The sequence below is a fragment of the Pacificibacter maritimus genome (assembly GCF_003814915.1).
In the GTDB taxonomy this organism is placed as follows: domain Bacteria; phylum Pseudomonadota; class Alphaproteobacteria; order Rhodobacterales; family Rhodobacteraceae; genus Celeribacter; species Celeribacter maritimus.
The window spans coordinates 427,234-441,884 of sequence record NZ_RKQK01000002.1; the positions used below are offsets into that span (position 1 = coordinate 427,234).

16 protein-coding genes and 1 riboswitch are annotated in these 14,651 nt (G+C 52.1%); all 16 genes read right to left on the reverse strand.

The window, feature by feature from the left end; all coding sequences use genetic code 11:
• Positions 1-101: 101 nt before the first annotated feature.
• Entirely contained in the window at positions 102-743 is a 642-nt protein-coding gene (locus EDD53_RS08580; protein WP_123792807.1) for a phosphoribosylanthranilate isomerase, read from the reverse strand.
• Positions 744-775: 32 nt separating this feature from the next.
• Positions 776-1,123, reverse strand: a complete 348-nt coding sequence (locus EDD53_RS08585; RefSeq protein ID WP_123792808.1) for a LapA family protein — start codon at positions 1,121-1,123, stop codon at positions 776-778.
• Positions 1,124-1,133: 10 nt separating this feature from the next.
• The gene (gene ihfB / locus EDD53_RS08590; protein WP_123792809.1) at positions 1,134-1,415 is read right to left on the reverse strand and encodes an integration host factor subunit beta; all 282 of its coding nucleotides are present in this window, start codon (positions 1,413-1,415) and stop codon (positions 1,134-1,136) included.
• Positions 1,416-1,725: 310 nt separating this feature from the next.
• Positions 1,726-3,402: a 30S ribosomal protein S1 gene (rpsA, locus tag EDD53_RS08595; protein WP_123792810.1), complete on the reverse strand. Its 1,677-nt coding sequence runs from the start codon at positions 3,400-3,402 to the stop codon at positions 1,726-1,728.
• Between the two features lie 254 nt (positions 3,403-3,656).
• Entirely contained in the window at positions 3,657-4,655 is a 999-nt protein-coding gene (locus EDD53_RS08600) for an LLM class flavin-dependent oxidoreductase (RefSeq protein WP_123792811.1), read from the reverse strand.
• Positions 4,656-4,734: 79 nt separating this feature from the next.
• Entirely contained in the window at positions 4,735-5,367 is a 633-nt protein-coding gene (locus tag EDD53_RS08605; protein WP_123792812.1) for an NAD(P)H-dependent oxidoreductase, read from the reverse strand.
• A gap of 199 nt (positions 5,368-5,566) precedes the next feature.
• Entirely contained in the window at positions 5,567-6,175 is a 609-nt protein-coding gene (locus EDD53_RS08610; RefSeq protein ID WP_123792813.1) for a (d)CMP kinase, read from the reverse strand.
• 66 nt (positions 6,176-6,241) lie between these two features.
• On the reverse strand, positions 6,242-7,591 hold the full coding sequence (gene aroA / locus EDD53_RS08615) for a 3-phosphoshikimate 1-carboxyvinyltransferase (RefSeq protein WP_123792814.1): 1,350 nt from the start codon (positions 7,589-7,591) through the stop codon (positions 6,242-6,244).
• Positions 7,592-7,691: 100 nt separating this feature from the next.
• Positions 7,692-8,429 (reverse strand): tRNA (guanine(46)-N(7))-methyltransferase TrmB, encoded by a 738-nt coding sequence (gene trmB / locus EDD53_RS08620; RefSeq protein WP_123792815.1) that lies wholly within the window; start codon positions 8,427-8,429, stop codon positions 7,692-7,694.
• A gap of 74 nt (positions 8,430-8,503) precedes the next feature.
• Complete coding sequence (locus EDD53_RS08625; protein WP_246002322.1) at positions 8,504-8,950, reverse strand: DMT family transporter; 447 nt, start codon at positions 8,948-8,950, stop codon at positions 8,504-8,506.
• 396 nt (positions 8,951-9,346) lie between these two features.
• Positions 9,347-9,676, reverse strand: coding sequence for a DUF2322 family protein (locus EDD53_RS08630; RefSeq protein WP_123792816.1), 330 nt, complete (start codon positions 9,674-9,676; stop codon positions 9,347-9,349).
• An 81-nt stretch (positions 9,677-9,757) separates the two neighbouring features.
• Positions 9,758-10,222: a preQ(1) synthase gene (gene queF, locus EDD53_RS08635; protein ID WP_123792817.1), complete on the reverse strand. Its 465-nt coding sequence runs from the start codon at positions 10,220-10,222 to the stop codon at positions 9,758-9,760.
• Positions 10,223-10,322: 100 nt separating this feature from the next.
• A complete protein-coding gene (gene metK, locus EDD53_RS08640; RefSeq protein ID WP_123792818.1) occupies positions 10,323-11,504 on the reverse strand; it encodes a methionine adenosyltransferase in 1,182 nt (393 codons plus the stop codon).
• Positions 11,505-11,510: 6 nt separating this feature from the next.
• A riboswitch (SAM-SAH riboswitch) is annotated at positions 11,511-11,561 on the reverse strand.
• Positions 11,562-11,597: 36 nt separating this feature from the next.
• Positions 11,598-13,097: an apolipoprotein N-acyltransferase gene (gene lnt / locus EDD53_RS08645; RefSeq protein ID WP_246002323.1), complete on the reverse strand. Its 1,500-nt coding sequence runs from the start codon at positions 13,095-13,097 to the stop codon at positions 11,598-11,600.
• 1 nt (position 13,098) lies between these two features.
• The gene (locus EDD53_RS08650; RefSeq protein ID WP_123792819.1) at positions 13,099-14,103 is read right to left on the reverse strand and encodes a hemolysin family protein; all 1,005 of its coding nucleotides are present in this window, start codon (positions 14,101-14,103) and stop codon (positions 13,099-13,101) included.
• Positions 14,104-14,145: 42 nt separating this feature from the next.
• A complete protein-coding gene (gene ybeY, locus EDD53_RS08655; RefSeq protein WP_123792820.1) occupies positions 14,146-14,637 on the reverse strand; it encodes an rRNA maturation RNase YbeY in 492 nt (163 codons plus the stop codon).
• Between the last annotated feature and the right edge of the window lie 14 nt (positions 14,638-14,651).

Sequence of the window (14,651 nt, forward strand, 5' to 3'; positions counted from 1 at the left end):
CCACATCACGGCCTTCAAAGGTGCAATTATCTAACTGTCACATTGGATGTAGCGCAGTGGTCTAGGCTGGTAAAGCGGTGCGGCTGCTTTGGCCTGTATTTTCATGCTGCGCGAATGGCATCGATAAAGGCTTTGATCTTTTTGGGGTCTTTCACCCCCGGCGCGCTTTCAACGCCAGAGGAAACATCAACCTGTTTCGCCCCCGTCAATTGAATGGCCTGCACAACGTTTTCAGGCGTTAACCCCCCCGCCAACATCCATGGTGCGTTCCAGCCGCGCTTAGAAATCAATCGCCAATCAAAGGCCAAGCCATTACCACCGGGCAATGCAGCGCCTTTTGGGGCTTTCGCATCGACCAAAACCTGATCACTCACCAGCCCATAAGCATCGAGCGCTTTCACATCCTGCGGGGATGACACCCCAACGGCTTTCATCACTGGCAAGCCATAGCGCGCACGGATAGCTTTGACCCGTTCAAGATCCTCTGATCCGTGCAATTGCAAGATATCGATCGGCACTGTGTCTGTCAGCTGGTCCAATGCCTCATCGGTTGAATTGACCACCAAGGCGACCTTGGCCACGCCAACGGGTACATCCAAAGCAAGATCACGCGCCAGTTCCAGCGACACATTTCGGGGCGACTTAGGGAAAAACACGAACCCCAAATATTGCGCCCCCGCAGCAACGGCAGCTTCACTGGACTGCTGGGAGTTTATCCCGCAAATCTTAACGCGCGTATCCATATTTAGCCTTAAATCGCTGAAGTCGTTTTAGTTTAAGTGTCGAGCAATGCGAGCACTTCGTCGCCTTCGTCTTTTGCTTTCGCAACTTTCAGCTTTGACACTTCGCGTGCCAAGGCATCTTTTTCGCGGCGGTGCTTGCTGGCAGCAGCACGGTGTTTGTACTCGCGCATGTATTCCCAAACAAAGCCGATCAAAAGCCCCGCGATGATAGCACCAAAAATGACGACAAACAGTGGCAGGGAAATCGAATAGGCGATCCCCAAATAGTCGGCCATTTCAGCAGGCAAAAGGTTCAGAGTGACCTCGGCACGATTGGCCAAAGCAATCGTGATAAGCGCAACCGCAAGGGCTGCGAGAAAAACATAACGGATGGTGCGCATCGGGCGCTCCTTACTCTTCGTTCAAACGATCGCGGAGAAGTTTACCTGTTTTGAAAAACGGCACATGTTTTTCTTCAACGGGCACACTTTCACCAGTGCGGGGGTTACGCCCCATTCTGGCATCTCGTTTCTTGACAGAAAAGGCGCCAAATCCGCGCAGTTCAACGCGATCACCTTTTGCCATAGCGTCGATAATCTCTTCAAAGATCGTATTCACGATCCGCTCGACATCCCGTTGATACAAATGTGGGTTGTCGTCTGCGATCTTCTGAATGAGTTCAGATCGGATCATGAAGTATCCCCCTAAAAGTTTGGCCTTTGGCCTTTGTAGTTCAGCAAGCTGCAAAGACTATAGGACGCGAATTTCCATCGTGAAATAGTTTCCTTGACCTTCGAGTCGAATTTTTTGCCTTTGATACGCTTAGCTTACCCCAAAATACTTAATTTACGCACTTTTTATTGGACGGAAGGACATGGAATCCAAATTTTGGTCTTTTTTATCAAGGTGATGCGAATCGCACAGCCGCACAATGGCACATAGAAAAACGGCCCCGTGCAGAACACGAGGCCGTTTAGGGTCGTCAGATTAACGCAGTTTGCGCTTAGTCTTCTGTTTTCAAAGCTGCGCCAAGGATATCACCCAAGGACGCGCCAGATGCTGATGAACCGTACTGTTCAACTGCTTCTTTTTCTTCAGCGATTTCACGTGCTTTGATGGACAGGCCAAGACGACGTGTCTTTTGGTCCACATTGGTCACGCGAACGTCAAGCTTGTCGCCAACGTTGAAACGCTCAGGGCGCTGGTCTGCGCGGTCACGTGCAAGGTCAGAACGGCGGATGAAGGATTTCGCACCTTCGTACTCAACTTCAACACCACCTTCTTCGATTGCTGTCACTGTGACAGTTACGATTGAGCCGCGTTTCACGCCTTCAACAGCGCCAGAGAAGCTGTCGTCGAGCGCTTTGATGGACAAAGAAATGCGTTCTTTTTCCACGTCAACTTCAGTGACAACGGCTTTAACAACATCCGCTTTGCGGAAGTTCTGGATGGCTTCTTCGCCGCGCTCTTCCCATGACAGATCAGACAAGTGAACCATGCCGTCGATGTCGCCTGGCAAGCCAACAAACAGACCGAATTCGGTGATGTTTTTAACTTCGCCTTCAACCTGTGTGCCCTCTGGGTGTGATTCAGCGAATACTTCCCATGGGTTACGTTGAGTTTGCTTGAGACCCAAAGAAACGCGACGCTTAGAAGAATCGATTTCCAGAACCATCACTTCGACCTCTTGTGAAGTAGAAACGATTTTGCCTGGGTGTACGTTTTTCTTTGTCCAAGACATTTCGGAAACGTGTACGAGACCTTCAACACCTGGCTCAAGCTCAACGAATGCGCCGTAATCAGTAATGTTGGTTACGCGGCCCATGTGAACTGTTTCAAGCGCGAATTTCGCTTCAACAGCATCCCAAGGATCGTCTTGCAATTGTTTCATGCCCAAGGAGATACGGTGTGTCTCTTTGTTGATTTTGATCACTTGCACGTTGATGCTCTCACCGATTGTGAGGATCTCGGATGGGTGGTTTACACGGCGCCATGCCATGTCTGTGACGTGCAACAAGCCGTCAACGCCGCCCAAGTCAACAAACGCACCGTATTCAGTGATGTTTTTGACAACGCCTTCAACAGCCTGACCTTCAGTCAAGTTGCCGATAACTTCAGCGCGCTGTTCTGCACGTGATTCTTCAAGGATAGCACGACGTGATACAACGATGTTGCCACGACGACGGTCCATTTTCAAAATTTGGAATGGCTGCTTAAGACCCATCAATGGGCCAGCGTCACGCACAGGGCGCACATCAACTTGTGAACCTGGCAAGAACGCAACTGCGCCGCCAAGATCAACCGTGAAGCCGCCTTTAACGCGACCAAAGATAGCACCGTCAACGCGCTCTTCAGCTGCGTATGCTTTCTCAAGACGATCCCATGCTTCTTCACGACGGGCTTTATCGCGGGAAATAACCGCTTCGCCACGTGCGTTTTCAACGCGGTCAAGGAAGACTTCTACTTCGTCGCCTACAGCGATTGAAGGAGCTTCGCCCGGGTTGGTGAATTCTTTTAGTTCAACGCGGCCTTCCATTTTGTAGCCTACATCGATGATGGCTTGGCCAGCTTCGATTGCGATGACTTTACCTTTTACGACAGACCCTTCTTGAGGTGTGTCAATTTCAAAGCTTTCTGCGAGAAGAGCTTCGAAGTCTTCCATAGTGATGTTCTGAGCCATGTGGTCTCAATTTCCTTTTCAAAAACTTATATTCGGGCCATGCGGTTGTCTCCGCAGGTCTTGGGTTGCATTGGTCATTGAAAACAAAGCGTTTTGCAAAAAGAACAAGGGCCACGGGTATTCCCCTAGCCCTGCTCATTTGCGTCAAACGACTCTTACGGTCTTCTAGACAGGGCGCGTATAGGCAAGTTTCCCCAAAGATGCAAGAAAATAAGGGGTTTTAACCTATACGCAGCGTTCAGTCCCTAAATTGGCTATTCGGCAGTCACCAATGACGACAAAGCTGCGGCCGCGATTGTAAGTGATGACAGTCGCGCAGGCAGATCATGGATCATACTGGTCATGATGACTTCATCAGGTTGATGTTGTTTGATGATCTGTGACAAACGGCGCTGCACCGTGTCTGGGTTGCCCACTGCCGACACCGACATCGCATTTTTGACATGCGCCAAAATTTGAGCGGGAATGTGAGCTTCGACATCGCGTTCGGGTTTGCGCAATTTGCCAGGTGTGCCTTGGATCACATTCGCAAATGACATGAGTTGCGTCGAATGCAGATAGTGAGCCTCTTCATCCGTTTCAGCGCCAACAACACCCACAGCCATCATCGCATAGGGCGCATCCAGCCACTGCGAGGGGCGAAATGTTGTGCGGTAAATATGCAAAGCTTGTTCCAACTGCGCAGGCGCGAAATGCGACGCAAACGCGTAGGGCAGGCCCAAATGCGCAGCGAGCTGCGCACCAAACAGACTAGAGCCTAAAATCCAAACAGGCACATGGCTACCTTCCCCAGGAAAGGCCCTAATCTTTGCCGTATCAGGGTTATCACCCAAAAGATGCAGCAGTTCGACCACATCGTCGGGGAATTGATCCCCAGCTTGCATATTGCGGCGCAGGGCGCGCGCTGTGTCCATATCCGATCCGGGCGCACGGCCTAGACCCAGATCAATACGGTTGGGATACATTGCGGCCAAGGTGCCGAATTGTTCGGCAACGACCAAAGGCGCATGGTTTGGTAACATAATGCCCCCCGACCCGATCCGCATCGTTTTGGTCGCCGCAGCAATATGGCCGATCAAAACAGCGGTGGCCGCACTGGCAATACCCGCAATGTTGTGATGCTCTGCCAGCCAAAACCGATGAAATCCCAAATTTTCAGCATGTTGTGCCAAGCTGACCGAGGCCGCAATGGCCTGTGACATCGACTGCTCTTCGGTCACGGGCGCAAGATCAAGAATGGAAAACTGCTTCATAGAGGCCTCGAAAGAATGAGTGAAAAGACGAAAGCCGAACCCTTAAGGTCCGGCTTTCGCAACAAATTGTAATTTCGCCTTAGTCGATTTTGGTCACAAAGGACTCAACAGAACGACGCACTTTCTTTTGTGGCAAGAGCCAGTCGTTTTCCGCATCGCGTGTGCCGATGGTCAAGATCACTGCGGATTTCAGACCAAGCTCTGCCAAGCCAAGGATTTCATCAACTTTCTCAGGAATGAAGCCTTCCATTGGGGTTGTGTCGACGCCCAGTTCTGCCGCAGCCGCCAAACCAAAACCCAGACCGATGTAGGCTTGGCGCGCGGCGTGTTCAAAGTTTACCTCTGGGTCACGCGGTAGCAATTTTCCGCGCAAACCATCGTAGTAATCGTTGACTGGCTTGCGTTCGCCGCCGCGCACATCCACGTGGACATCAACGATAGAGCTGATGCGCTCTTCGGTGTAGTTATCCCATGCGGCAAAAACGATCACATGCGAGCCGTCGACAAGTTGTTGCTGACCAAAAGCAGCCTCAGACAACTGCGCACGTACTTCGGGATTGGACACAACAAAGACGTTGTATGGCTGTGTGCCGCTGGAGGATGGCGCCATGCGGATCGCTTCAACGATCTTGGCAACATTTTCTTCGGACACAGGTTTGCTTGGGTCCATTTTCTTTGTCGCGTAGCGCCAGTTCAACTTATCGAGAAACATAATTTTGATCCGTGTGTTGTGAAATATCTATATCCATCATGTGGGTATCTTGGATCAAATTGCAACGTTCAACGACGCAGACCAATTTACGTCAAGCATTCAAATAACCCACTGAATTAAAATAATTTAATTCGCGTGTATACTAAAAATGCGCCTCGGGTGAGCGCAGATGCACAGAATTATTTAGACCAAAAACAGCTTAAGCGCGCTGCGCCTTGATAAAAGCAACAACCTGCGCCACGGCCGCGTCAATCGTCATGTCGCTGGTGTCGATGATCTTTGCGTCCTCTGCTGGTTTTAGAGGCGCCGCCGCGCGCGCGGAATCGCGTGCATCGCGTTCACGCAAATCCGCCAGAACGTGATCAAATGTGGTTTCAGCACCCCCAGCCGTCAATTCATCAAAGCGGCGCTTGGCACGAATGTCGTCAGTTGCGGTGATGTACAACTTAACTTCAGCATCGGGGCAAATCACCGTGCCTATGTCGCGCCCATCCAAAACTGCGCCCCCTGTGCGGCGCGCAAATGCACGTTGGAAATCGATCAAAGCTTCACGCACCTCAGGAATTGCCGCAACACGGCTCGCCGCTTGACCTGCATCAGCAGTACGTAAATCTGCGCGTGCCAAATCTTCGGCGGTTAGGGTTTTTGCGGCTTCAATCGGCGACAGACCTTCAAAGGTTTTGGCCCCAGTCGCACGGTACAAAAGCCCCGTATCCAGATGCGCAAAGCCGAATTCTTCGGCCACGGCGCGCGAAACAGTACCCTTTCCTGCCGCAGCAGGACCGTCGATAGCGATGCAAAAGCTCATGCGTTTATCCCTTGTTGGACGCCCAAGATGGCAAGCGCACACATGATGCGCAAGCCAAAGTTTGACCTAAGCAGGACTGCGCTCAACAACTGCCCCGAGATCGCCCATCAAGCGTTCGAACACTGGGAAAGATGTGGCAATCGGTGACCCATCATCGACAGAAACAGGGGCTTGGCTGGCCATGCCCATGATCAAAAACGACATCGCGATACGGTGATCGATAAACGTGGCACAGGTTCCACCGCCTTTCACACCGTTCGGTCCGCAACCATGCACAATCAGCGTATCGTGATCTTCTTCGATCTCAACACCGCATTTTTCCAAACCGCGCGCCATAGCATCAATGCGGTCGCTTTCTTTCACGCGCAATTCTTTCACGCCCTTCATCACAGTCGTACCCTCAGCAAATGACGCCACAACTGACAGGATTGGGTATTCATCGATCATGGAAGCCGCGCGGGCGGGTGGTACTTCGATACCTTTCAGTTTGGAGTATTTCACCCGCAAATCAGCAACAGGTTCGCCGCCCTCCTCGCGAGGGTTTTCAAACGTGATGTCAGCGCCCATTTCAACAAGCGTGGTGTAGAGCCCATTGCGTGTCGTGTTTTGACTCACGCCTGGCACCATGATGTCAGAACCCTCAACGATCAAAGCCGCACATACAGGGAAAGCGGCAGAGCTGGGATCACGGGGGACAGCCACGACTTGCGGCTTCAATTCGGGGCGCCCTGTCAGGGTAATCTTGTGACCCTCGGGGGTTTCTTCGGTGATCACTTCAGCGCCAAAGCCGCGCAGCATACGCTCAGTATGGTCTCGGGTGGCCTCTTTTTCGATCACAACCGTTTTGCCTGGTGCATTCAGCCCAGCCAAAAGCACGGCCGATTTTACCTGCGCAGACGGCACAGGTGTCACGTATTCCACAGGCATCGGGTCGCCCGTACCAACTAGCGTCAGCGGCAAACGCCCGCCAGACCGACCAACAGATTTGGTGCCGAACAAAGCCAAAGGATCGGTCACACGTCCCATAGGTCGCTTATTCAATGAGGCATCGCCTGTGAATGTCACAGCGAAATCAGACGTAGCGACGCAGCCCATGATCAGGCGCACGCCCGTGCCAGAGTTGCCGCAATCGATCACATTTTCAGGTTCACGAAACCCGCCAACCCCCACACCATGCACAGACCAATTGCCAGCGCCGTGATCCACCACTTGCGCGCCCAAAGCGGACATAGCTTTGGCTGTGTCCAGCACATCTTGACCCTCTAAAAGGCCAGTGATTTTGGTTTCACCCACAGACATCGCGCCAAAAATCAACGCGCGGTGCGAAATAGATTTATCTCCCGGAACCGCTGCTGTGCCTTTAAGTGGGCCAGATTTGCGGGCGGTCATTGGGATTGGGGTGCCGTGGCCGGACATGGGTCTCTCCTCATGTGGCGCAGGGCGCCTATATGTATTTGGTCAATTGATAGCGCAAACAAAAATCAGGGTCTATTGGTAAGGACCGCGGCTCTGCACTTTAAGGGCGGCGAAACGTCATATAATGTGGGGTCCGCCCTTCGCGCAGCGCTTTTTGTTCATAGCGCGTTGAAATCCAATCGGACCACGGCGTGCTAAGATCATCGCGGTCGCCCTCAAAGATGAAGCCTGCTTTGGGAACTTCTTCGAGGGTTTGACGCACGTAATCTGGAATATCTGTGGCCACGCGAAACTCTGTTCCAGCTTTCATGGCTTTGAACAAAGGTACCAAATGTTCTTGGGTCACAAAGCGACGCCGATGGTGACGTGACTTTGGCCAAGGATCGGGGTAGTTCAAAAACGCTTTTTCAAGACTTTCATCAGGCACCACGTCAAACAGATCGCGCACATCGCCTGGATGCACCCAAACATTCTGCGTGCCCAGTTTGCGAATTTTACCCAAGAGCATCGCGACACCGTTCATAAACGGTTCGCAACCGATAATTTCAACATCTGGGTAGGTCTCACCCATATGCACCAAATGCTCTCCCCCGCCGAAGCCGATTTCAAGCCACACGGGTTTGTTCTTGAACTTCACGGCCATGTCTATGGGCGTGCGATCTGGGTTTACATCCCAGCCGACATCGCCAGGCGAGAGGGCATCCAGATCTTCTTCCAGATAGTCTTTTTGGGCTTGGTTCAGCGTTTTGCCATGCAAGCGGCCATAGAAATTACGCCAAGGCGCACCGGATTGATGCGCGCCGGGGGGCTGTTTTTTGGGTGTGGTTTTATCGGTCATGGGCAGCGATTTATCAGGGCTTTGGCGCGGCGGCAACATCTGCGTTGACCCACCTGAGAACTGATGTGACAGAACTACGCCTGCTGGATAACGAATAACCCGCCAACCATCATCGCAATTCCCGCCCCACGCATTGCCGTTATAGGGTTTTGCACCGCACCAAATAGGCCGAATTGGTCAATCACAGCTGCGGCCACCATTTGCCCCAAAAGTACGAAAAACACAGCATTCCCCACCCCAAAGCGCGGTGCGATTGTGGTGATTGATACAATATAAAAGGCAAACAAAACACCGCCAAGGAACAGGTGTTTGGGCTGTGCAAAGACATTTGCGATACTGCTGCTGTGTTCAAAGAAAGACCAATAGATCAAAGCCGCAATACAGGCGGTGCAGGTCAAAATCGCCGCAGCGATAGCAGGCGACCCAAGGCGTGCGCCAAGTTGCGCATTGAGCGCCGCCAAAATGGGAATACCCACGCCTGCAAAAAACATTACGATGGGGTCACGCAAACTGTCAGTCATCTGTTGTCCACTTAAAATGGCCCTAGCAAAGGGCATTCAGAATATTGGCCTCAGAGTGCAGCAAGGCTCGCCTCGTTTAAAGCATCATTCTTGCGCAGTTACTTTGCAACAATGCATCTCAGCCTCGGCGATATATGCCGTAGGCGCGCGCAAAACTGTAACACTTCAGCGGCGCTTTGCAGCTTTTCGCAGGCGTCAATTCGCGGTGCCTCTCATAGACCCAATCCATTTTGGCTTTGGATCGGGCATCCTGCGCTAATACCCAATCGAAATGAAAATTCGGATCAAAATAAAATTGGTCCCCAAGGATCACGGGCGGGCCCAACTTCGCACCCAGCTTGGTCACGAGCACCGTTTTGCCACTGCCTGATGCGCCCTCCAGTCCAGCAGGCTGCTTTACGCTGTGATGATACGGATTGTCAGCGCCTCAGCCCCCGACACAATTTCAAACAAGCGATCAATGTTAGGGTGCGCGCCAGGACGGTTTTTTGCATCTTCGGTGTGTTCACCAAACACTGCAAGGCCATGCGTTGCCGCTGCGGCGTCGAGGGTGTCAAAATTTTGGCTAAGGTAATTGTAAACCACCAAAGATCCCTGTTTGCCTTGCACATTTTCAATCGTCGCAGTGATCTCATCTGCTGCGTTGACAAGGTCGATGCGAAGAATTCCGTCAACCGGAGGCATTTGAGACAGGTTGTCTTTGAAAGATGTAGTGGGTTGTATCATTGGGATATCCTTTTTTTAAGCTGCACCATAGCGCCTAACTAAAGACGCTATCAGCGCAGAAAGTTCAAATAACTTTAGCCTTCACCCGCGCCCACGATAGGGTGGCACACCTTGATCAGGGATCCATAGATCTTTGGGTTCCGGCCCAGAGGCCCAAAACACATCAATCGGGATGCCGCCACGCGGATACCAATAGGCACCAATACGCAACCACTCAGGGTCCAAAAGTTCAGTCAAGCGCTTGCCGATATAAACAGAACAATCCTCATGAAACGCGCCATGATTGCGGAATGACCCAAGAAACAATTTCAGAGATTTACTTTCGACCAACCATTTGCGTGGCACATAATCGATCATCAAATGGCCGAAATCAGGCTGACCTGTCATGGGGCAGAGCGATGTGAATTCGGGCGCTGTAAAGCGCGCGACATAGCGTTCGCCTTCATGCGTATGAGGAACCCGTTCTAGTGTTGCCGCCTCAGGTGACGCGGGCAAATCCGATGCCCCACCAAGCTGCGTCAGCTTACTTGTATCTGTTTGTACCATAATTCACCTCTGTCGTTTCGCGATACTTAGCGCGCTCTTGACCAAAGAAAAAGGGCGAGGTTTCCCCCGCCCACTTATATCAAAGCACGTCGCTTAGAAATCAAAGTGCGCTTTGCAACGCATCCGCCAGATCAGTGCGCTCCCAAGAAAAGCCACCATCAGCCGCAGGTGCGCGACCAAAATGCCCGTAAGCTGCCGTGCGCGCATAAATTGGCTTGTTCAACTGCAAATGGGTGCGAATACCGCGCGGCGTCAAATCCATCACTTTCGGAATTGCGGCTTCGATCAAGGCTGGATCAATTTCGCCTGTGCCATGCAGATCAGCATAGATCGACAAAGGCGCAGAAACGCCAATCGCGTAAGACAACTGGATGGTACATTTTTCAGCCAAGCCCGCCGCCACAACGTTTTTCGCCAAATAGCGCGCAGCATAGGCCGCAGAGCGATCCACTTTGGTCGGATCTTTGCCAGAGAAAGCGCCACCACCATGCGGCGCGGCCCCGCCATATGTATCCACGATGATTTTGCGCCCAGTCAAACCAGCGTCACCGTCAGGTCCGCCGATGACGAATTTACCAGTTGGGTTGACGTGCCAGACGGTTTCAGGTGTGATCCACCCCTCAGGCAGAACGTCCAAAATATAGGGTGTTATCAACTCGCGGACGTCAGCAGAGGACATGCTTTCATCAAGGTGTTGAGTCGACAAAACCAATGACGAAATACCAACAGGCTTGCCGTCGCGGTATTGCACAGAAAGTTGCGATTTCGCATCTGGCCCAAGGCGTGGTTCTGTGCCGTCTTTACGCACTTCAGCCAAGCGGCGTAAAACGGCGTGGGCATAGTGGACTGGTGCAGGCATCAAGGCTTCGGTTTCATTGGTCGCAAAACCGAACATGATACCCTGATCGCCAGCGCCTTCGTCTTTATTTTCTGCCGCATCGACACCCTGAGCGATATGCGCAGATTGTTCGTGCAGATAGTTCGAAACTTTCAAAGTCTTCCAATGGAACTTGTCTTGCTCGTAACCGATGTCACGCACACAGTCGCGCACGATACCATCGATTTTGCCCATGTACTCTTTCAGCTTGGTTTGATCCGAAAGACCAACTTCGCCCCCGATAACAACACGGTCTGTTGTGGCAAAAGTTTCAGCCGCAACGCGGGCTTCGGGTTCTTCGGTTAAAAACGCATCCAACACAGCATCTGAAATGCGATCACAGACTTTGTCTGGGTGTCCTTCAGATACAGATTCGGACGTAAAAATATAATCTTGTCGTGACATGGGTGGTGCTCCGTTATTTCATGTCGCTCACACGTCAGGAAGCCGTTGTGCGAGCCGATATGTTTAGTGCGATATAGCGCGTTTTTAGTGGGGTCAAACGGTTTCTGATAAATGCCGACGACGACCCGCGATGATCGCTGATAAAGCCGCAAAGCTTAATAAAATCAAAATAAAGCGATCTGTCAGGCGCAAATACCACGTGGGCGCGAGCGCTGTCGGCAAGGCTGAAATCAAACTTCCCGCCTCTCCCAACGGCAATTGTGCACGCAAGTTTCCGTAAGGGTCGATCACCGCAGAGATACCCGTATTCGCCGCTCGCACCATAGGCAGGCCTGTTTCGATCGCGCGAAATCGTGCCTGCGCCAGACTTTGTTGCGGGCCCGAACGCGTCCCAAACCAAGCGTCGTTTGTGATCTGCAGCATCCAATCGGGGCGTATTGCGCTATGGGTATCACGCGGGAAGATTGCCTCATAGCAGATCAGCGGCAGTGCCGTTCCAAGTGGACCAAAGTCAAACAGGATCGCTTCTTCCCCCGCAGAAAAACCGAAACCTTGCTGGGCTGTAAATGTTCGCAAACCAACGGCAGACAGCAAACTTGGTAAAGGAAGATATTCCCCAAAAGGCACCAAATGGCGCTTGTCATATATCTGTTCGACCTGCCCCGATGCACCGATCACGGCGGCAGAATTATATCCTTTGTAACCCTCAACCCGCTGCAAACCCACCACGGCTGGTACACCTTGAGTTCGCTCAGAAATTTGATCCAAATAGGGCTGAGCTGCATATAAAGGCGCTGCCACAGATGTTTCAGGCCAGATGACAAGATCAACGCCCTCAGGGTCAGACAACGCTAAGGCACGATCAAAGAACAGATCAATATAGGCAGGATCCCATTTCAGGTGCTGGGCCGCATTGGGCTGTACAAGGCGCAGATTATGCGTGCTATCAGCTGGCAAAGGCTGGGCCAGACGCAACTCACCCAGACCAAACATCGCCGCCAGTGCCAAGGCAGGCCAAAGTGCAACGCGCAAAGATCTGTGAATGAAAATTCTGGCATATAAAGCGGCCACGCCAAATGTTACGGCGCTTAAACCGTAGGGGCCAACATAGGCCGCCAGCTGCGCCACTGGCGTGTCGAGCCAAATATAGGCAGGCAATGCCCAAGGAAATCCGGTAAACGCAAAGCCGCGCGCCAACTCTGCCAAAGCCCAAACAGCCGCCAGCCCGAAAATACCTGTGCGGAATTTTTTGGCGACGTAAAAGGCGCAACTCCAAAATAAAGCGAGCCCTCCAGCCATCGCGCCTAGCGCAAAAGGGATCATCCAAGCATGGCGTTTCGCATCAACCAAAAATGGGTCTGCCAGCCAAGTCATTGCACTTAGAAACGCGCCGAACCCTAACCACCATCCTATGGCCGCAGCCGCGCGCGGGGTTTTGGCCCAAGCCCAAAGGGTCACGCCAAACCCCATGCCAATCAGAGTAATCGGCCAAAGTTGCAAAGGCGCCTGCCCCGCACCACAGCACAGGCCTGCGACCAGCGCCCAAAAACGCGGCACTTGGACGCTGGCTTTGAACCGTTTTGCGTTGATCACGTTACGCCCTTATCGCATCAGCCATAGAGGTTGCACCTGAGGATGGCATTTGTGGCACAGCGCGTTTCGCCGCATTTGGCAGACGCACGCGAATGCGTTTAATGCGGCGCGGGTCAGCGTCAATGATCTCGAACTCTGTCCCAGTCGGATGCGGGATCACTTCGCCGCGCACAGGCACACGCCCCGTCAGCAAAAACACCAAACCGCCCAAAGTGTCGGTTTCTTCATCCTCATCCTCTGGCATCAGGCGCAGGTCTGCTTCGGCTTCGAAATCTTCCAAAGGCGTTTTTGCGAGGGCGATATAAATACCGTCTTCTTGCTGCGTCCAATACAGGTCTTCTTCGACATCGTGTTCGTCTTCGATTTCGCCAATCACCTGTTCGACCAAATCTTCAAGCGTCAAAAGCCCATCGACTCCACCGTATTCATCAATGACCAAAGCCATATGCATTCTGTCTGTCTGCATTTTGGTCAACAACACACCGATGGGCATAGAGGGCGGCGCATAGATCAAAGGGCGCAATAGTGTCGACAAATCAAAACGGGTATCTTTGCCATTAAACCCATGGGTCAGCGCGAAATCTTTAAGGTGAATCAATCCAACAGGCGTGTCCAGTGTGCCGTCGTAGACAGGCAAACGGGAATTTCCACTTTCGCGAAAGATCTTAACCAGTTCATCTTTTTCGATATCCACAGGCACAGCCGTGATTTCCACCTTGGGCACGGCAACATCATCAACCCGCATAGAGCGCAGGTTCATCATGCCAGGCCGTTCCACTGGGGCAGGTGCCTCAGCAGGGGGTGTCAAAGGAGTGACCTGATTTGATTTGGAAGAAAGTGACAAGGCAGAAAACACACGTTCAAACCAGCCCCGCAGTGGTGCTGTTTTTGCAAAACCTGTGTTTGCGTCTTTGTCGTTCGGGGAGAGGCTCCTATCTGAGACTCTTTTGGGGTCTTGGTGCGCGCTTTGCGCCGCCGTAGAAGACCCAGGCTCGTTGTCGCCCATGCGTCCTTTCCAAATTTTACAGCCAAAATGCGGCTTACTGATTTAATATGGGTCAGGGATACCCATAGTTTCAAGTAGTTCTGTCTCAAGTTGTTCCATTATCGCCGCATCTGCATCATTTATGTGATCATAACCCAACAAATGTAAGATTCCGTGAATGACCAAATGGGTGACATGATGAATAATCGGCTTATTTGCTGCCTCGGCCTCGTTCACGCAGGTGTCGTAGGAAATGGCGATATCGCCCAACTCAACTTCACCGAACACGTCTGTGGCTGGCAGTTCAGGGACTTGGCCTAGATCTGCACTGCGGTCTTGAGCTGGCCAAGACAGCACATTGGTGGCTTTGTCTTTATCGCGAAAATCGCTATTGAGCTCTTTGATACGCGCATCATCGCAGCCTAAGATAGAGACTTCGCAAGCCTCAGGATCAATTCCAAGTCGGGCCAACACTGCGGTGAGCGCATCAGTGGAAATTTGCGCCAACCCAAGCGTTTCCCAGCGCGCATCCGTGATGTCTATGTCAATCTGCATCGCATAAGCCCTAT